Below are 14,780 nucleotides of genomic sequence, written 5' to 3' on the forward strand. Positions count from 1 at the left end.
ATCACAGAGTGATTTTGTTCCTTAACTACTCACTATCAACTATCCACTGTTATTATCATTCGCTACTTGACGTCTGTTTCTCCTTTGTAGGCTGAAACTTCCTTCCCGTCAACCACAACGCGCTTTCCTGGTTCAATTATAACATTGATGTTATTTTTAATCATCTCAATTTTATCAATGGTACCGTCCCGGTTGTCGTCCACAATGGTCAGCTTTGTGACCCCTTCGTAGATGTTGTCTGGCCCCACCAGATCCCGAAGGTCGTTCGCGTCTGGTATGCGGTAGGGGTTTTCCGCTGTTTCGGCGGATTTAAACTCTGTGGCCCGTATCTGAGCCGCCAGGTAGATGGTTCTGGCCTCGGCAATGGCCGCGTCCTTTTTGGCGTCGTCGATAAAATGGAGGTACCCCGGAATGATGATCACTGCCAGCAGGGCAATGACCACAATGACGGTGATGAGCTCCATCATGGTGAAGCCGGAGGGGCTTTTGATGAGCATTTTAAGTTTGCGGCGAAGGGTCATGGGGGCACCTCTTTTTTAGTTGAGAGTTGACAGTGAATAGTGGATAGTTTTGGTGCAAATCCGCCGTGCGGATTTGATTCGATGCGGCCTGCGGCCGCTATTTAACTCCTTTTTGCTATGCAAAAAGGTTCCGAAACTATCCACTATCAACTGTCAACTATCCACTGTTTTTTCGGGATACGGGTTGGAGGGTTATTTTATTTTTGTGACTTCGGCGGAGCTTCCGACTGTGCTGCCACATAAACCTCTCTGGCTTCTGCAATGGCGGCTTTTCCTTTGGCGTCCTCCACAAACCCCAGCATGGCAGGGATGGTAAAGGCGGTTAAAATGGCCAGGATCACCAGCACCACGATCAGCTCGACTAAGGTAAAGCCCGAACGGGACTGCGCATTGTGCTTTAATCTTTGCTTTAGAAACTTCATTTTCCTGCCCCCTGTTCAGAAAATCGGAATCCTGCTGTGCCATTCTTCATTTTCCATTAAAAAACCCCTCCCGAAATCCTGAAAAGCAGTTGATCGTTGATAATGGACAGTTGATAGTTAATGTACAAATTGACAAAGGCAATTTGATCTAAATCAAATTTGCCGCGCAAATTTGTTCCAAAACTATCCACTATCAACGATCAGCTGTCCACTATATTTTGTTTTTCTTTCGGCAATAAAAAAAGCGCCTGTTAAAATGGGAGAAAAGGCCGGCTGCGGCGCTGCAAGCTCGGCCTTGATTATTTACTTTTTTTAAAAAGCAACAGGTATATCTTTATCTTTTACTAAACATTTATCGTTTTAATCTTTTTTAATTACTGCATTGCCACCGGATACCGTTTCATCAATCGTAACTGTGAATCCACCGTCTTTATATTCTACTTTTGTTATTCTCGAGCCATCACCTATTTTAATAGTCCATGTAGCACTTGCAGGGATATCGCTGTTTAATTTATCTTTTACAGCAGTAGCCGCTGGGCCAGTTCCAGTACTTGTAATTTCGGTACCATCCGCAAGCGTTTGTTCTGTAGCCACAGTTTGTCCTGCTAAGTACACTTCTCTTGCTTGTGAAACATAAGCTTTTCCTTTTGCATCTTCAATAAACCCCAACATCGCCGGAATCGTGAACGCTGCTAAAATTGCCAAAATAACCAATACAACAATGAGTTCAACTAAAGTAAAACCTTTCTGGTTTTTCTTCAGCTTGTTAATCATCTGAATCATTTACATCTCTCCTTTTATGTTCTCTTGTTTACCTTTAAATATAAACCTTTATTTTAACCGTCCGCGCCATGACGGTTATAAACATTGTCATTACTTGCCCCAGCAGTCCTTTTTGTTAAAGGCTGCTCAAAAAATAAAAACAGCCGGAAACCAAACAGGAGTTTTCGGCCATCCACCGTTTTGGCAGCTGGCTGTCATATCGGCCTGGAGCTGCCGACGTAGACCCTGTAGTTTTGCGCCACGGGCTTTCGCTCCGCTTTGCCTTTTGAACAATTCTATTCTACAACTGATTCGGACATTTGTCAAGAACTATAAAAACCAGTTACTTTTAAATATTCTAAAAGGTTCATGTCATTCACCATTAATACAGGTTTGCACACTTTTAAAACCATACAAATCTGCATTTTTCGCTTTTCTTATAGCTATAAGTTATTATAAATGCTGTTTCATTTACCACCAATATTAAACTAATGGTAAAAACAGCACAATTTGAGTAAAACACTCAATCTTTTTCAAAAATTTTTCAATTTTTTATTTCCTTAAATCATATTCAAATTTGATTGATTTTATTGCTTAACCGCACCATTATTCCGCAAAATATCCAGAAAACAGGCGCCACGGTCACCACAGAAATGTTGAAACAGGAAGCGGCCATATAAGCAGACACGCTGCAGACAAGCGGTATAAGCATGGGAGACTGCCGCCAGCTTTTAAAGCCCTGGTACAGCGTCGTCCCCTCAAAGGCCAGATAAGTAAAAGCCGCAGGGATTCCGCTGCTCACAGCAATGTGCAGGTACTCATTATGGGCACGGTCGATGACCAGGTGGTGTCCGGTCACCCTTACAATATCACGCTCAAAATACTGGCCCATCACCTTGCCCAGGGTCTCAATGCCAAAGCCGGTCAGGGGACGCAGCTTGATAAGCTCAAGGGTTTTTGACCAGATAAAAAGCCGGTATGATCCGCCCTTTTCCCAGTCGTTTCCCTTGATGATCTTCGACAAATCCGTAAAAACACTGAGAAACCGCGCGCCAAAACCTGTATTCACAAACAGGAAAATAAAGGTTAAAAGCACAAACACACCGCTCGCCACTGCGAAGCGGCGGCGGTTTTCTTTTTCTCTCAGCAGAAACACGCCCAGCAGCACAAACCCCAGAAAGCTGCCAATCCAAGCGCCGCGGGTATTGGTGCACAGCAGGCAGAAATAGACCAGCCCGCAGGGCAGAAGGTAAGCCCTTGGCCCTTTGATAAAGGCGTATAAGAGAATTGGCAGCGCCAATGTCAAAAATGAGCCCAGAAAATTAGGGTTGCCGATGGTAGCATAGGATGCGCCTGGGCCGCCGTACATTAAAGGGTCCTGTGGCTGAAAATCCAGCCCAAATTTCTGAAAGATGCCATAAACAGCCACACAGGATACGCCCACGGCGTATAACCGTACATGCCAGCGCTTAAAGGTATAGAAAAAAGCCCCCAGCATCATTAAAATACCATAAAACAAAATAGCGGAGTAGCTCTCCAGCCGAAAGGACCGCCCCTTAAGCGACAGCATGATATCCGTCGAAAAGGGAAGCGTGACGGTCACGCACAACAGGTACAGCAGCACAAGCTTTACCGGCAGCGGTATTTTGGGCTTCTCGCTAAAATATGCGGTAATGGGCCGCACATATAAAAGCAGCAGACCAAAAACCAGTACCTCAATGGTCATCAGCTTTGGCATATACAGGGTATCGCCAAAGGGCGGCACAATGATCAGCGGCACTGCCCCGGCAATAATGGCCAGTACTGTGGAGACTGCTGTTTGAAGTTCGAATTTTCTCATCGTTTTCCTCAACATCTGTTTTTTTAATTGTAGCATATTTTATTCATAAGCACCTCTTGAATTGTCAATTTTATATCTCTGCTTGCTACACCCCGCTAAAGGCGGATCTTTCTCAAGCTTTATTTGCTCAATTTACGGATGTCTCTAAAGAACTGTAGAAGCCTGGAAAGCTGGGCCCAACACACCAAAAGGCGCCGGCAATCACCGCCGGCGCCTTTTCGGGATTTCGGGATGTGTTTTAAAGACAATTAAGAATCGCTGAGTTTAACTTGTGGCACGTCTCAAAATAAGCTATAATAAAGTTAAATCATCTAAACAGGAGGCGATCATATGCTGGCATCAAAAGGTTACTATGACGGAAAAAATATTTTACCCCTTGAAAAGCTGCGCTTGAAAAAAAATCAGCTTGTTAAAATAACAGTTTTAGACGAATATGCCGATGAAAAGGAACTCGCACGATTAACGGCAAAAAAAGGTTCTTCAAGAGGGCTTTTTGCAAAATATGCCAATCCGCAGAAAATCGTTCAAGAAAAAAACGCATGGTCAAATGCTGTAAAGGAAAAGCATACCAATGACGATACTCTTTGATGCAAATGCCGTTCTTCGTTTTATTTTAAACGATAATGAGGAAATGGCAAATGAGGTAGAAGAAATTCTTCAAAAAGAAACGGTTTCCCTTAGCATCGAAGTTCTGGCAGAAATTGTATATGTTTTAGAGAAAGTTTATTCTGTTTCCCGAGAGGATATCTCTGAAGGACTTCTTTACTTTATTAAAAACGAAAATATTCAATTGACGGTTCCCGATATTGCCGAAACTGCTCTATCAACTTTCGCTACTAAAAAACTTGATTTTGTTGATTGTGTTCTGTTTGCCTATCATTCCAATCTTCACTATGAAGTATTCACTTTCGACAAAAAACTGCAACGGCTCCTTAAAAATGTTTGATAAGTGAACACACAATTAAAATCATTATGGCTGTGCGCTAACTATAAAGCGCACAGTCATTTTTTATCCTCATCCCTACCATTCCCCATCCAGCTTCCTGAAAAACTCGTCCATTGGCATGGGTTTCGCAAACAGAAAGCCCTGGGCGCTGTCGCACTGGATGCTTTTCAGGAATTCGGCCTGTCCGGTGGTCTCGATGCCCTCGGCCAGCACCTGGAGGTCGAGTTCCTTGGCCATAGCAGCAATATTCTTGAGGATAACCCGTTCCTTGGGGGAGAGGTTTTCCTCCCGGCAGAGGGAACGGTCAAGCTTGAGCACATCCACATCGATCTCGGACAAAAGGTTCAGGGAGGAATAGCCTGAGCCAAAATCATCAATGGAAACCTTGAAGCCGCCGCTTCTCAGCTCGCTTACCAGCCGTTTGACATAACCGCTGTTTTCAATAAAGATGGTCTCAGTCACCTCAACCTCGATGAGGCTGGGATCGACCTGGTAATTTTCGGCCAGCGCCCTGAGGCGTTCGACGTAATTGCCGGATTTCAGGTGGAATCTGGACATGTTCATGGAGATGGGAAGGCTTTTGAGCCCTCTGGCCTTGCGGTAGCTGTGGGCCTTAAAGACTTCCTCATACACATAAAAGTCCAGCTCTACAATAAAACCGTTGCTCTCAAACACGGGGATAAATTCTCCGGGCAGTACGATATTGCCACGGTCGTCCACCCAGCGGGCCAGCGCCTCGGCGCCTACCACCCGGCCGCTCTCCAGATCGATTTTGGGCTGCAGGTAAACGAGGAACTCTTTGTCTTTAAGGGCTCTCTCCATCCGCGCCTCGATCTGGCGGGTTTTCAGGATTTTTTCTCCCATGGATTTATTGTAAAAGGCAATGCCGGTTTTGCGGGTGCCCTTGATGGATTTTCTGGCAATGTCGGCGTTGTCCATCATTTTCCCGATATCGCGCTCGCCCGGTCTGGCATGGTACACCCCGATCTGGAAATTGAGGCGGATACCGGGAATCACGTAGTCCAGACGCTTGTTGATGCCCTCGACCATTTTCTTGAGCCGTTTGAACATAAGTCCCTCGCCGGTCCACTCCATCAAGGCCACAAAAACGTCCCCAGTCACACGGGCACAGACCTCTGCGCCGCTCATGGCTCCCACCAGGCCGCCTGAGATATAGCGCAGCAGCTGATTGCCCATGCTGTAGCCGTGAAGCTCGTTGATATAGCGAAACTCGTCGATATCAAAGGTGACCATGGCGTATTCTTTGCCCGTCTCATGGTCAAAGATTTCGGAGGTGTCCAGCTCAAAACGGCTGAAGGTGGAAATGCCTGTGAGCTTATCCACATACAGGATATTATCCACAAAATTGGAGATGTCATCCATGGCGACAAGCGCCGCATCGCCGGTGCTCCGCCACTGCAGGCTGTGGCACTGGAAATTGAACCAGCGGTTCCAGCCGCTCACGTAGCGTTGCCAGTTCAGATCTGGCTTTTCGCGGGAAAGTTCCTTTATCTGGCAGAAGGGGCAGGGCGCGTCCAGACCCATGATGGCCTGGTAGCAAAGACTGCCCACGCGCGCGCCTGGCCGCTCAGCTTTAAGCGAAGCGCTGACAAACAGAAGCTCATAGGTTTCGGGATTGACCACGTGGCTCTTAATGCTCTGGGAATCCACAATGGCGCGGGCCACCTGGCTTTCGTAAGCATTCTCCCGCTGAAGATGGTTTTTATAGAGATTTGCGCTGATAATTTTTGACACCAGGCACACAAATTCCTTTTCACGCTCACTCCATCTGCGGTTATTCTGGCTGCCGGACAATCCAATACACCCCAGGTAACGGCCGTTTTCCACCAGGGTTTTATAGATTCCGGAAAAAATCCCTTTTCTTCGGAGGATGGCTCGCTCCCGCGCCGGCAGCGTATCGGCAGTGTACAGTGTGTACAGACCTTTTTCATCAAACAGGGCGCTGTACTGTCTGTGCTTTTCTGGGCTAATCCGCTCTGTTTTTGGGCAGACGGCAGTGCCGGAATACCAGCTGTACCGGTTCACCAGCCCCTGTCCTTCCTGATCTTCTTCAAAAACGCAGACGCGCTCCACTCCGATAAAGCGGCCGATAATACCCAGTATCAGAGTCATGGAGGAGGTAATATCCTTAGAGTCGGCCAAAATTTCAAAAATATTGATCAGCACCCGGTTTTCCGCTGATATGCCCTTTCTCTGGAAAACAGTGCCGTCGATATTGGTAGCGTGGCCGTTAAGGTAGGACATGCCGCTCATCTTTTTATCGTAGCGGCACCAGCGGTCCCGCCCCTCCATTTTCGCCATGCTCAGGGCCTGATCGGCACATTGGAACAAGGCCTCAAAGGTTTGTCCGTCTTTTGGACAGACGGCCACTCCCAGGCTGCACGTGATGCGGTAAGCCTGGCTTTTTCCCTCAAAGGTATGGTCAAATATGCGGCGGATACGGGCCACCCATTCGGCGATCTGGTTTTCTGGCATATCTGGGCTGTAGACCACAAACTCGTCCCCGCCGATACGGCCGATGACATCGCCGGGCGCCGCGTGGGCAGTGAGTTTCTCGGCGGTTTCTACCAAAACGGCGTCGCCGAAAATATGGCCTAAATTGTCGTTGACCGCACGAAAGCCGTCGATATCCACCAGCATCATGGCTCCCTGGTCCATCTCTGCGCCTGCGGCCAGGGCTTCTGTAATTTTTTCGCGGGTCCATTTTTTGTCATAAAGCCCTGTGAGCTTGTCACGCCGGGATTCCTCAATCAGACGGTCCTCCCTGCGTTTCTGCTCATCGATGTCCCGCATGATGCCCACGGTCTCCGTGATCCTGCCCTCGCTGTCTTTAACTGCGGCGGCCCGGACAAGGGTCCAGTAGTAACGCCCGCTTTTTTCATCCGGGCGTGTGACGCGGATAACGATGTCCTGCGTAATAAAGCCGCTGACAAGGCGGATGGCTTCCTCCATATCATCGGGATGCACCAGATTGCCCCGGTGCAGGGTCTCGATATAGCGCTCCACCACCAGTGGGTAATGGACATACTGCCCGTTTTCCAGCTTTGCTTCATCAAACAGCATTCGATCTTCATTGATATGGTACTCAAACAGGATATCCCCGGTGGTTTCCAGGATCATACCATAGCGTTCTATTTTCTTCTCCAAGACAGACAGCTGCTCATCGCTCATGGCAATTTCTCCCTTACTTAAAAGTATTGGTTAAACTCGTTTTTGTCTGACGACCATTGAAGGCCTGTATCGAAGCCGATCTTTCCTTCCTTTACCAGCTTGGCCAGGTGGCTGTTCAGGGTGTTCATGCCGTCCCGGCTGCCGGTCTGCATGGCTGAGGACAGCTGATGGGTTTTGTTCTCACGGATAAGGTTGAGCACCGCGTCGGTGCCTGTCATCACCTCGAGGGCAGCCATGCGGCCCTCGCCAGAGGCCAGCGGCACAAGCTGCTGGGTCACGACCCCCTTCAGGGTGCTGGCCAGCTGTGTCCTTATCTGCTGCTGGCTGTGGGGCGGAAACACGTCGATGATACGGTCCACTGTGTTGGCAGCTCCGATGGTATGCAGGGTAGACAGGACAAGATGCCCGGTTTCGGCCGCTGTCACCGCAGCTGAAATGGTTTCATAGTCGCGCATTTCCCCAACCAGAATGACGTCGGGGTCCTCACGCAGAGATGAGCGCAACGCATCGGCAAAAGAGGACACATCCACGCCCACCTCACGCTGATGGATCATGCTCAGCTTGTGGTAATGGCGGTATTCCACCGGGTCCTCGATGGTGATAATATGCTTGGCAAAATTGATATTGATGTAGTCAATCATGGCGGCCAGTGTGGTGGACTTCCCGCTCCCGGTGGGCCCGGTGATCAGGATCAGCCCTCTCGGCTCAGCGGCCAGCTTGCGGATAATGGGCGGCAGCCCCAGCTCCTCAAAGGTGGGAATGGTGTCGTTGAGCAGGCGCACGGCAGCGCAGAGCTCATTTTGCTGCCGGTACACATTCACCCTCTGGCGCAGCCCCTCGGGGGTGACAAAGGTAAAGTCGGCGTCCTCCCCGCGTTTTATTTTCTCGCGGTTCATCTCGCTGAGCATTCCAATGATCATTTCCCCGATTTCCTGTCTGCTCATTTCAAAGGGGCCCTTGACAAGTACCCCGTTACTTCTGAACACCGGCGGCAGATCCGCCGTCAAATGAATATCCGAACAGCCTGTCTGGCGGCCATAGGCTATTAGGTCTAAGATGGTTGGCATTTGTTTACCTCACTTTTATTTATTCAACGTAATACGTAACTTTCAGCAGTTCTTCCATGCTTGTCACGCCCTGTTCTACCAGCTCGACCAGGCTCTGCCGGAGGCTGGTGGTCTTGTGATTTACGGCCACATATTCATAGACATCCTCGATGGGGGACTGGCTTGAGATCATATTACGGATGGTTTTGTCGATGGCTAAAATTTCATGGACAGCGATACGGCCCTTATAACCGGTATGGTTGCACTGGTGGCAGCCCCGTCCGCGGTACAGCACAGGTATGTCTTTGCCCAGCAGCTCTCGCTCTGCCTCGCTGGGCGTGTAGGCTTCCTTGCACTCTGGACAGATTTTCTTGACAAGACGCTGGGCCACTACCCCGGTCAGTGAGTTGGCGACCATGTAGGGCTCGACCCCCATATCCACCAGGCGCACAATGGTGGAAACGGCGTCGTTGGTATGCAGGGTGGAGAGTACCTGATGCCCGGTGATGGCGGCGCGCACGGCAATGTTGGCCGTCTCGGAGTCACGGGTTTCACCAACCATGATGATATCCGGGTCCTGGCGCAAAAGGGAGCGCAGGCCGCTCTCAAAGGTGAGGCCTGCCACATTGTTGACCTGTGTCTGGTTAATGCTGTCGAGGTTTCTTTCCACTGGGTCCTCAATGGTACAGATATTAACGTTTTTGCCTGAGAGCATTTCCAGCACCATATACAGCGTGGTGGTTTTACCACTCCCGGTCGGCCCGGTGATATAGATGATGCCGTGGGGGCTCTGCAGAATCTGGCGCATACGGGCGTAGTTGTCATCGTTCATGCCAAAGGTGCCGGAATGGTCGAGCTTGGTGTTCTGATTCAAAAAACGCAGTACAGCTTTTTCGCCGTAGACGGTTGGAATCACCGAGGTACGGATATTCATCTCAATGCCCTTGATCCGCGCCCGGAAATGGCCGTCCTGGGGCAGTCGCCGCTCAGCGATGTCCAGGTTTGAGAGTATCTTAATACGGGCGATGACAGACTGGTGCAGGGCGCTGGCCAGTGTCAGGTAATCGACAATGAGACCGTCGATACGCAGACGCACGTTGGTTTTATCCTCAAAAGGCTCGATGTGGATATCGCTGGCGCCAGTATTGTAGCCCTTTATGAGCATGGTATTGATGAGATTGACAACCGGCGCGTCGTCTCCGGCGGCGTCCAGATCCTCTACAATGGAGACCGTCTCCATATCGTCGGCCATCTCGTTGGCGCTGGTGGCTGCCTGACGTGCCTCGATTTCCGAATAGCTGCTGTCAATGCCCTTGAGAATGGCTTCCTTTTCGGCCAGAACAATATCGATGGGCATATTGGTGATCAGCCGCAGGTCCTCAATGGCGTAAAAATCCAGCGGGTCATTGGTGGCGACCAGCAGGTGGCCGCTTGAAAACCCTATTGGGATAAGGGTATATTTCTGCGCAATATTTTTGGGTATTTTGGCCGCTGCCTCCAGATCTACCTCTATCTGGCTCAGATTGATAACCCGAAGGTCCAAGCGCTTTGCCAGGGCGCCCAGCAGCTGGCTTTCGGTCACGTAGCCGTAATCGACCAGAATCGCGCCAAGCCGCTTGCTTTTATCCACCTTCTGGTAGGCCAGGGCTTCCTGAAGCTGTCCCTCTGTAATATAGCCGTCGCCGACCAGTATGTCCCCTATACGGATGTTCTTCATGCTTCTACTCCTTAAACGCTTTATAATGCTGTATTATACCATAATTGTGAATGATAGTAAAAAAATCCCGAAATCCTGAAAATCGTTTTTAGACTTTCGGGATTTCGGGACCTGCTTTTCTACTTCATCAAAACCTTAATGTAATCCTTCATGTACTGGGGCAGATCCGGTGGACGCCTGGCAGAAATAATATGGCCGTCCACGATAGACGGGGTGTCGTGCCAGATAGCGCCTGCGTTTTCCATATCGTCGCGGATGCCCGGGGTGCTGGTGACATTTTTGCCCTTTAAGATACCGGCCGAGATAAGCACCCAGCCTGCGTGGCAGATTTCACCGATGGGCTTTCCTGCCTTATCCATAGCCCGCACCATGTCGAGGACCACTGGGAAGCGGCGCAGCTTGTCCGGCGCCCAGCCGCCAGGCACCAGAATGCCATCGTACGCATCGGGATTGATTTCATCAAAGCTGTAGTCCGACACACAGGGCACACCGTATTTTCCGATGTAGGTTTTTCCCTTTTCCTCGCCGACCACGTCCACAGTCACGCCATCCTCCTCGCGGAGACGGTGTACCGGATACCATAGCTCCAGATCTTCAAAGTCGTCGCTGATTAATGCGATAATTTTTTTAGACATGTTAAAATGCTCCTTTTCTGTTTATATTTTCATTATTACCCAAAGCTTCCTCCAGAGAAGCATCATAGACAGCTACATTGTTTTTTCCGTGATCCTTCATATAATACAGGGCCTTGTCAGCCTTGCCGTACAGCTCCTCAAACAAACTGTCCGCCGTCGAATAGACCAGGCCAATGCTCACTGAGACCTCTGTCCGGCGTCCTTCTTTTTCGTAGCACCGGCTCATTACGCCGCAGAGCTTTCTGGCATCCCGCAGGGGCTTTTCCCTGCAATGGCCGATATTTTTCACAAAAGCCAGAAACTCATCGCCGCCCAGACGCCCCAAAACAGCGTCTGTATCAAAAATGGCGGCCATTTCCCTGGCCAGATCCTCGAGCACCTCGTCGCCGCCCTGATGGCCCAGGGTATCGTTAACCAGCTTAAAGCGGTCCAGGTCAATCACCATCAGCGCGCCCTTCTCGCCGCCGCACTGCTCCAGATAGTCACTCACGATTTCCTCAAAGGTGGTGCGGTTGTACAGCCCTGTAAGCGGGTCGTGGTGCGCTTGGTTGATCAGCGCTTCCTTCTCGCATTTTTCCTCGTTAATGTTGATAATCTTGCCAATGGCCCGCAGCGGGTGGCCGTGCCGGTCAAAAATGATCACGCTGGTGCCGCGCACCCACTCGATCTCTCCGGAGGCCACCCGCGCCTGATACTCGACCTCAAAGCGGGCCTGCTCAGGCGGGCGGCGCTTGATGAGCTCTGCAAACCAGCGGGCAGCCTCATCGGTCTCCATATCCTTTTTCAGGCTCTCTGATAAAAAATGCTCGTTTCGGGATTTTCCGCCAAAATACTGCGCATAGCGGTCAGAAACCATAATACTGTCGTCTCCATAGTCATACTCAAAAATCAGCTCATTGGACATCTCTGAGAGCACCCGGTAGCGTTCATAGTCCAGCAGCAGCTGCCGGTTGCGCTGAATACGGATGTACATGGCCAGGCCCACCACGGCGGCCAGCACCAGGCCGATAACCAGCGCCGCAGCAATGCTCTCAATGGGATTCGCCTTGACAAAGCTTTCCAGCGTAACACGCTGGCTGTCCTTATTAAAGTATTTCATATAGAGATCAGTGGCGTAATTGGGGTCTTTTTCATTGATGGCCGCCGTGGCCGTGTTGATCCCGCTGATAATCTCAGAATTCCCCTTGGTTACCGCAAAATAGTAAGGCTTTCCGTCAAACCGTGCGATAATCCGCTGGTTATCAAACAGGGTGACATCTGATCCCAGCAGCGCATCCACCTCGCCGGACTCCAGAGCCTTCTGCATTTCTACCTCACTGGGATATTCGACGGTCTCAACCGTGATCCCATTAACCTTGCAGAAGTCCTCCAGGGCCTGTGCCCGCCGTTTAGCTGAAGCCCGGACCCCTACCTTCATATTGTTAAAGGTCGAATAGTTGGTCGAGTTGATATCGGTATTGCTTTTTAAGACCGCCAATGTTGAGTAGCTGTAGCCACAGTTATATTCCGGGAAATCGTATTCCTCGGCCAGCTCGTCTGAATAGAGCATGCCGCCCATAATATCGACCTCACCGTTTTTTAATTCCTCCATCATCTGGAGCAGGGTCTCGTCACTGCTGTCTCCAGCAATAAACTCGTATTCCCATCCCGTATAGGCGGCAATTTCCTGCAGAAATTCATAGGTATAACCGGAATGCTTTCCATTTGCGTCGGTGCTGCTAAAGCCTTGCAGCTCCGGAAAGGCTACCCTTACTACCTTTTTCTCCTCGGCGTGGGCCGGAGCCGCTATAAAACACATGATAAGACTTATGACCAGCCCGAAACTGCACAGAGTCTTAAAAAATCGTCTCACTTTTTTCCTCCTACCTGTTTGGCAGATTATTCTCTTTCTTATTCTGGTATTACTCCTTATTATATACTGCTCAAACCAAATATACAATTTATTTATCTTAAAAACTTCCTGAAAAATCACGGGTTAAAGAATCTTCAAGGTATTACAAAACAGTAGAAAGCTTAACGAAATCTAAAATATTAGCACTCACCTCTTGACAGTGCTAACAATCCGTCCTATAATATACTCGTAAACAAAGTTAAGCGAAGTCCCTTGAAAAAGGAACCGAACTCAATGGTTATAAAGGTTTATCACTTCATAAATCATGAAAACTAAAACAAAAAGGAGGAATGCCTTATGTTGTTGATGCCTAGAGATCGTTTCGGTTTTAATTTGTTTGATGATATGTTTAATGACCCGTTTTTTAAAAAGACAGAGTCACCCGCTCTCATGAAAACGGATATTCAGGAAAAGGATGGCAAGTACATTCTGGATATGGACCTGCCGGGCTTCGGCAAGGAAAATATCAAAGCTGACCTTGAGAATGGCTACCTGACCATCACTGCTTCCAGAGATGACTCAAAGGAAGAAAAAGATGAAAAAGGCAATCTGGTTCACCAGGAACGCTACACTGGCCAGTGCTCAAGAAGCTTCTATGTTGGCGACAATGTGAAGGAAGACGACATTAAAGCCGGTTACAAGGATGGTATTCTCCATCTGGAATTCCCGAAAAACGAAACCAAGCAAGTAGAACAGAAAAAATACATTGCGATTGAATAACTCAAAGCTTACCCCTTATCGGATGATTCCGATATTCATTTTATTACTCCCCCGTAATATAAAAAGCCGCGCTCACTCCCCTGGGCGCGGCTTTTGTTTTCGGCTAAAAAAGACCTCCCGAAATCCCGAAAAGCCAATACCGCTGACTTTTCAGGATTTCGGGAGGTTCTTTTACATTTAAAAGCTAGAGTAAAATACCGCGCACCTCATCGATATTTTCCAGGCCCTCGGCCTTGCAATAGGCTTCCAGCCCTTCGATGATCTTAACCGGGGCTTTGGGATCGATGAAATTCATGGTTCCCACCTGCACACAGGCCGCGCCGACCATGATAAACTCAAGAGCGTCTTCCCAGGTGCTGATGCCGCCCATGGCCATCACCGGCACGTCCACTGCCTTACAGACCTGATGGGTCATGCGCAGGGCGATGGGCTTGACCGCCGGGCCGGACAGCCCGGCGTAGGTGTTGTCAAACACGATCTTTTTCTTTTTATAATCCACGGCCATGGCCTGGATGGTGTTAATAAGCGAGATGCCGCAGGCACCAGATTCCTCACAGGCCAGCGCAATCTCCGCGATGTTCTCCACATTCGGGGAAAGCTTGACCATCACCGGAGCCTTGGATACTGCCACCACCTTTCGGGTAATGTCAGCCGCCATCTCTGGCCGTATGCCATAGGCCATCCCGCCGGCCTTCACGTTGGGGCAGGAAATATTCAGCTCGACCAGCTGCGCGTTGATGGCGTTGATTCGCTCAATGGCTTCCAGATAAGAAGCTTCGTCCTTGCCACCCACGTTCACCACCGTCACCGTGTCAATTTCTTTAAGGTGTGGCCACTCATTTTCGATAAAGGCGTCCACACCCGGGTTTTCAAGACCGATACTGTTGATCATGCCGGCCGGGGTTTCCCACAGGCGCATACCGGTGTTGCCGGGGCGCGGCTCCAGCGTCAGGCCCTTGGTACAAAGGCCGCCCAGTGCTGCCAGGTCATAGTACTTTTCAAACTCACGCCCGAAGCCAAAGGTCCCTGACGCGGTGACTACCGGGTTTTTAAAGACAATATCGTTAAATCTTGTTTCTAACACTTTA

13 protein-coding genes and 1 riboswitch are annotated in these 14,780 nt (G+C 49.5%); of the genes, 3 read left to right on the top strand and 10 right to left on the bottom strand.

Annotated features, from left to right (window positions below):
• Positions 1-62 precede the first annotated feature (62 nt).
• From CPZ25_RS10895 to CPZ25_RS10910, 4 genes are all read right to left on the bottom strand, one after another.
• Positions 63-521, bottom strand: a complete 459-nt coding sequence (locus CPZ25_RS10895) for a type IV pilin protein (protein ID WP_096918610.1) — start codon at positions 519-521, stop codon at positions 63-65.
• A gap of 197 nt (positions 522-718) precedes the next feature.
• Positions 719-943, bottom strand: a complete 225-nt coding sequence (locus CPZ25_RS10900) for a type II secretion system protein (protein ID WP_096918609.1) — start codon at positions 941-943, stop codon at positions 719-721.
• 360 nt (positions 944-1,303) lie between these two features.
• Positions 1,304-1,726: a type IV pilin protein gene (locus CPZ25_RS10905; RefSeq protein WP_096918608.1), complete on the bottom strand. Its 423-nt coding sequence runs from the start codon at positions 1,724-1,726 to the stop codon at positions 1,304-1,306.
• A gap of 179 nt (positions 1,727-1,905) precedes the next feature.
• Positions 1,906-1,999: riboswitch (cyclic di-GMP riboswitch) on the bottom strand.
• Between the two features lie 277 nt (positions 2,000-2,276).
• Positions 2,277-3,545, bottom strand: coding sequence for an O-antigen ligase family protein (locus CPZ25_RS10910; RefSeq protein WP_167495214.1), 1,269 nt, complete (start codon positions 3,543-3,545; stop codon positions 2,277-2,279).
• A gap of 330 nt (positions 3,546-3,875) precedes the next feature.
• Here CPZ25_RS10910 and CPZ25_RS10915 point away from each other — a divergent pair, with 330 nt between their 5' ends.
• On the top strand, positions 3,876-4,133 hold the full coding sequence (locus CPZ25_RS10915) for a hypothetical protein (protein ID WP_096918606.1): 258 nt from the start codon (positions 3,876-3,878) through the stop codon (positions 4,131-4,133).
• On the top strand, positions 4,117-4,491 hold the full coding sequence (locus CPZ25_RS10920; RefSeq protein ID WP_096918605.1) for a PIN domain-containing protein: 375 nt from the start codon (positions 4,117-4,119) through the stop codon (positions 4,489-4,491). Before CPZ25_RS10915 ends, CPZ25_RS10920 begins: the two co-directional genes overlap by 17 nt.
• Positions 4,492-4,566: 75 nt before the next feature.
• Here the strand turns inward: CPZ25_RS10920 and CPZ25_RS10925 are convergent, their stop codons facing one another.
• From CPZ25_RS10925 to CPZ25_RS10945, 5 genes are all read right to left on the bottom strand, one after another.
• On the bottom strand, positions 4,567-7,683 hold the full coding sequence (locus CPZ25_RS10925; protein ID WP_096918604.1) for a bifunctional diguanylate cyclase/phosphodiesterase: 3,117 nt from the start codon (positions 7,681-7,683) through the stop codon (positions 4,567-4,569).
• A 17-nt stretch (positions 7,684-7,700) separates the two neighbouring features.
• Entirely contained in the window at positions 7,701-8,750 is a 1,050-nt protein-coding gene (locus CPZ25_RS10930; protein ID WP_096918603.1) for a type IV pilus twitching motility protein PilT, read from the bottom strand.
• A gap of 19 nt (positions 8,751-8,769) precedes the next feature.
• Complete coding sequence (locus tag CPZ25_RS10935; RefSeq protein ID WP_096918602.1) at positions 8,770-10,446, bottom strand: GspE/PulE family protein; 1,677 nt, start codon at positions 10,444-10,446, stop codon at positions 8,770-8,772.
• 119 nt (positions 10,447-10,565) lie between these two features.
• Positions 10,566-11,081 carry a type 1 glutamine amidotransferase domain-containing protein gene (locus tag CPZ25_RS10940; protein WP_096918601.1) on the bottom strand — a complete coding sequence of 172 codons (516 nt, stop codon included), beginning with the start codon at positions 11,079-11,081 and terminating at the stop codon, positions 10,566-10,568.
• A 1-nt stretch (position 11,082) separates the two neighbouring features.
• Positions 11,083-12,933, bottom strand: coding sequence for a diguanylate cyclase domain-containing protein (locus CPZ25_RS10945; protein ID WP_096918600.1), 1,851 nt, complete (start codon positions 12,931-12,933; stop codon positions 11,083-11,085).
• Between the two features lie 336 nt (positions 12,934-13,269).
• On the opposite strand from CPZ25_RS10945, the gene CPZ25_RS10950 reads away from it, so the two are divergent.
• Positions 13,270-13,692 (top strand): Hsp20/alpha crystallin family protein, encoded by a 423-nt coding sequence (locus tag CPZ25_RS10950; protein WP_058693325.1) that lies wholly within the window; start codon positions 13,270-13,272, stop codon positions 13,690-13,692.
• A 184-nt stretch (positions 13,693-13,876) separates the two neighbouring features.
• Here the strand turns inward: CPZ25_RS10950 and CPZ25_RS10955 are convergent, their stop codons facing one another.
• Positions 13,877-14,776 (bottom strand): dihydroorotate dehydrogenase, encoded by a 900-nt coding sequence (locus CPZ25_RS10955; protein ID WP_339619626.1) that lies wholly within the window; start codon positions 14,774-14,776, stop codon positions 13,877-13,879.
• Between the last annotated feature and the right edge of the window lie 4 nt (positions 14,777-14,780).

This window comes from Eubacterium maltosivorans (genome assembly GCF_002441855.2).
Classification (GTDB): Bacteria; Bacillota; Clostridia; order Eubacteriales; family Eubacteriaceae; genus Eubacterium; species Eubacterium maltosivorans.

Excerpts from the sequence above, each read along its gene's own strand:
- CPZ25_RS10895 (WP_096918610.1), bottom strand. The coding sequence starts at position 521 with ATGACCCTTCGCCGCAAACTTAAAATGCTCATCAAAAGCCCCTCCGGC.
- CPZ25_RS10900 (WP_096918609.1), bottom strand. The coding sequence starts at position 943 with ATGAAGTTTCTAAAGCAAAGATTAAAGCACAATGCGCAGTCCCGTTCG.
- CPZ25_RS10905 (WP_096918608.1), bottom strand. The coding sequence starts at position 1,726 with ATGATTCAGATGATTAACAAGCTGAAGAAAAACCAGAAAGGTTTTACT.
- CPZ25_RS10910 (WP_167495214.1), bottom strand. The coding sequence starts at position 3,545 with ATGAGAAAATTCGAACTTCAAACAGCAGTCTCCACAGTACTGGCCATT.
- CPZ25_RS10915 (WP_096918606.1), top strand. The coding sequence starts at position 3,876 with ATGCTGGCATCAAAAGGTTACTATGACGGAAAAAATATTTTACCCCTT.
- CPZ25_RS10920 (WP_096918605.1), top strand. The coding sequence starts at position 4,117 with ATGACGATACTCTTTGATGCAAATGCCGTTCTTCGTTTTATTTTAAAC.
- CPZ25_RS10925 (WP_096918604.1), bottom strand. The coding sequence starts at position 7,683 with ATGAGCGATGAGCAGCTGTCTGTCTTGGAGAAGAAAATAGAACGCTAT.
- CPZ25_RS10930 (WP_096918603.1), bottom strand. The coding sequence starts at position 8,750 with ATGCCAACCATCTTAGACCTAATAGCCTATGGCCGCCAGACAGGCTGT.
- CPZ25_RS10935 (WP_096918602.1), bottom strand. The coding sequence starts at position 10,446 with ATGAAGAACATCCGTATAGGGGACATACTGGTCGGCGACGGCTATATT.
- CPZ25_RS10940 (WP_096918601.1), bottom strand. The coding sequence starts at position 11,081 with ATGTCTAAAAAAATTATCGCATTAATCAGCGACGACTTTGAAGATCTG.
- CPZ25_RS10950 (WP_058693325.1), top strand. The coding sequence starts at position 13,270 with ATGTTGTTGATGCCTAGAGATCGTTTCGGTTTTAATTTGTTTGATGAT.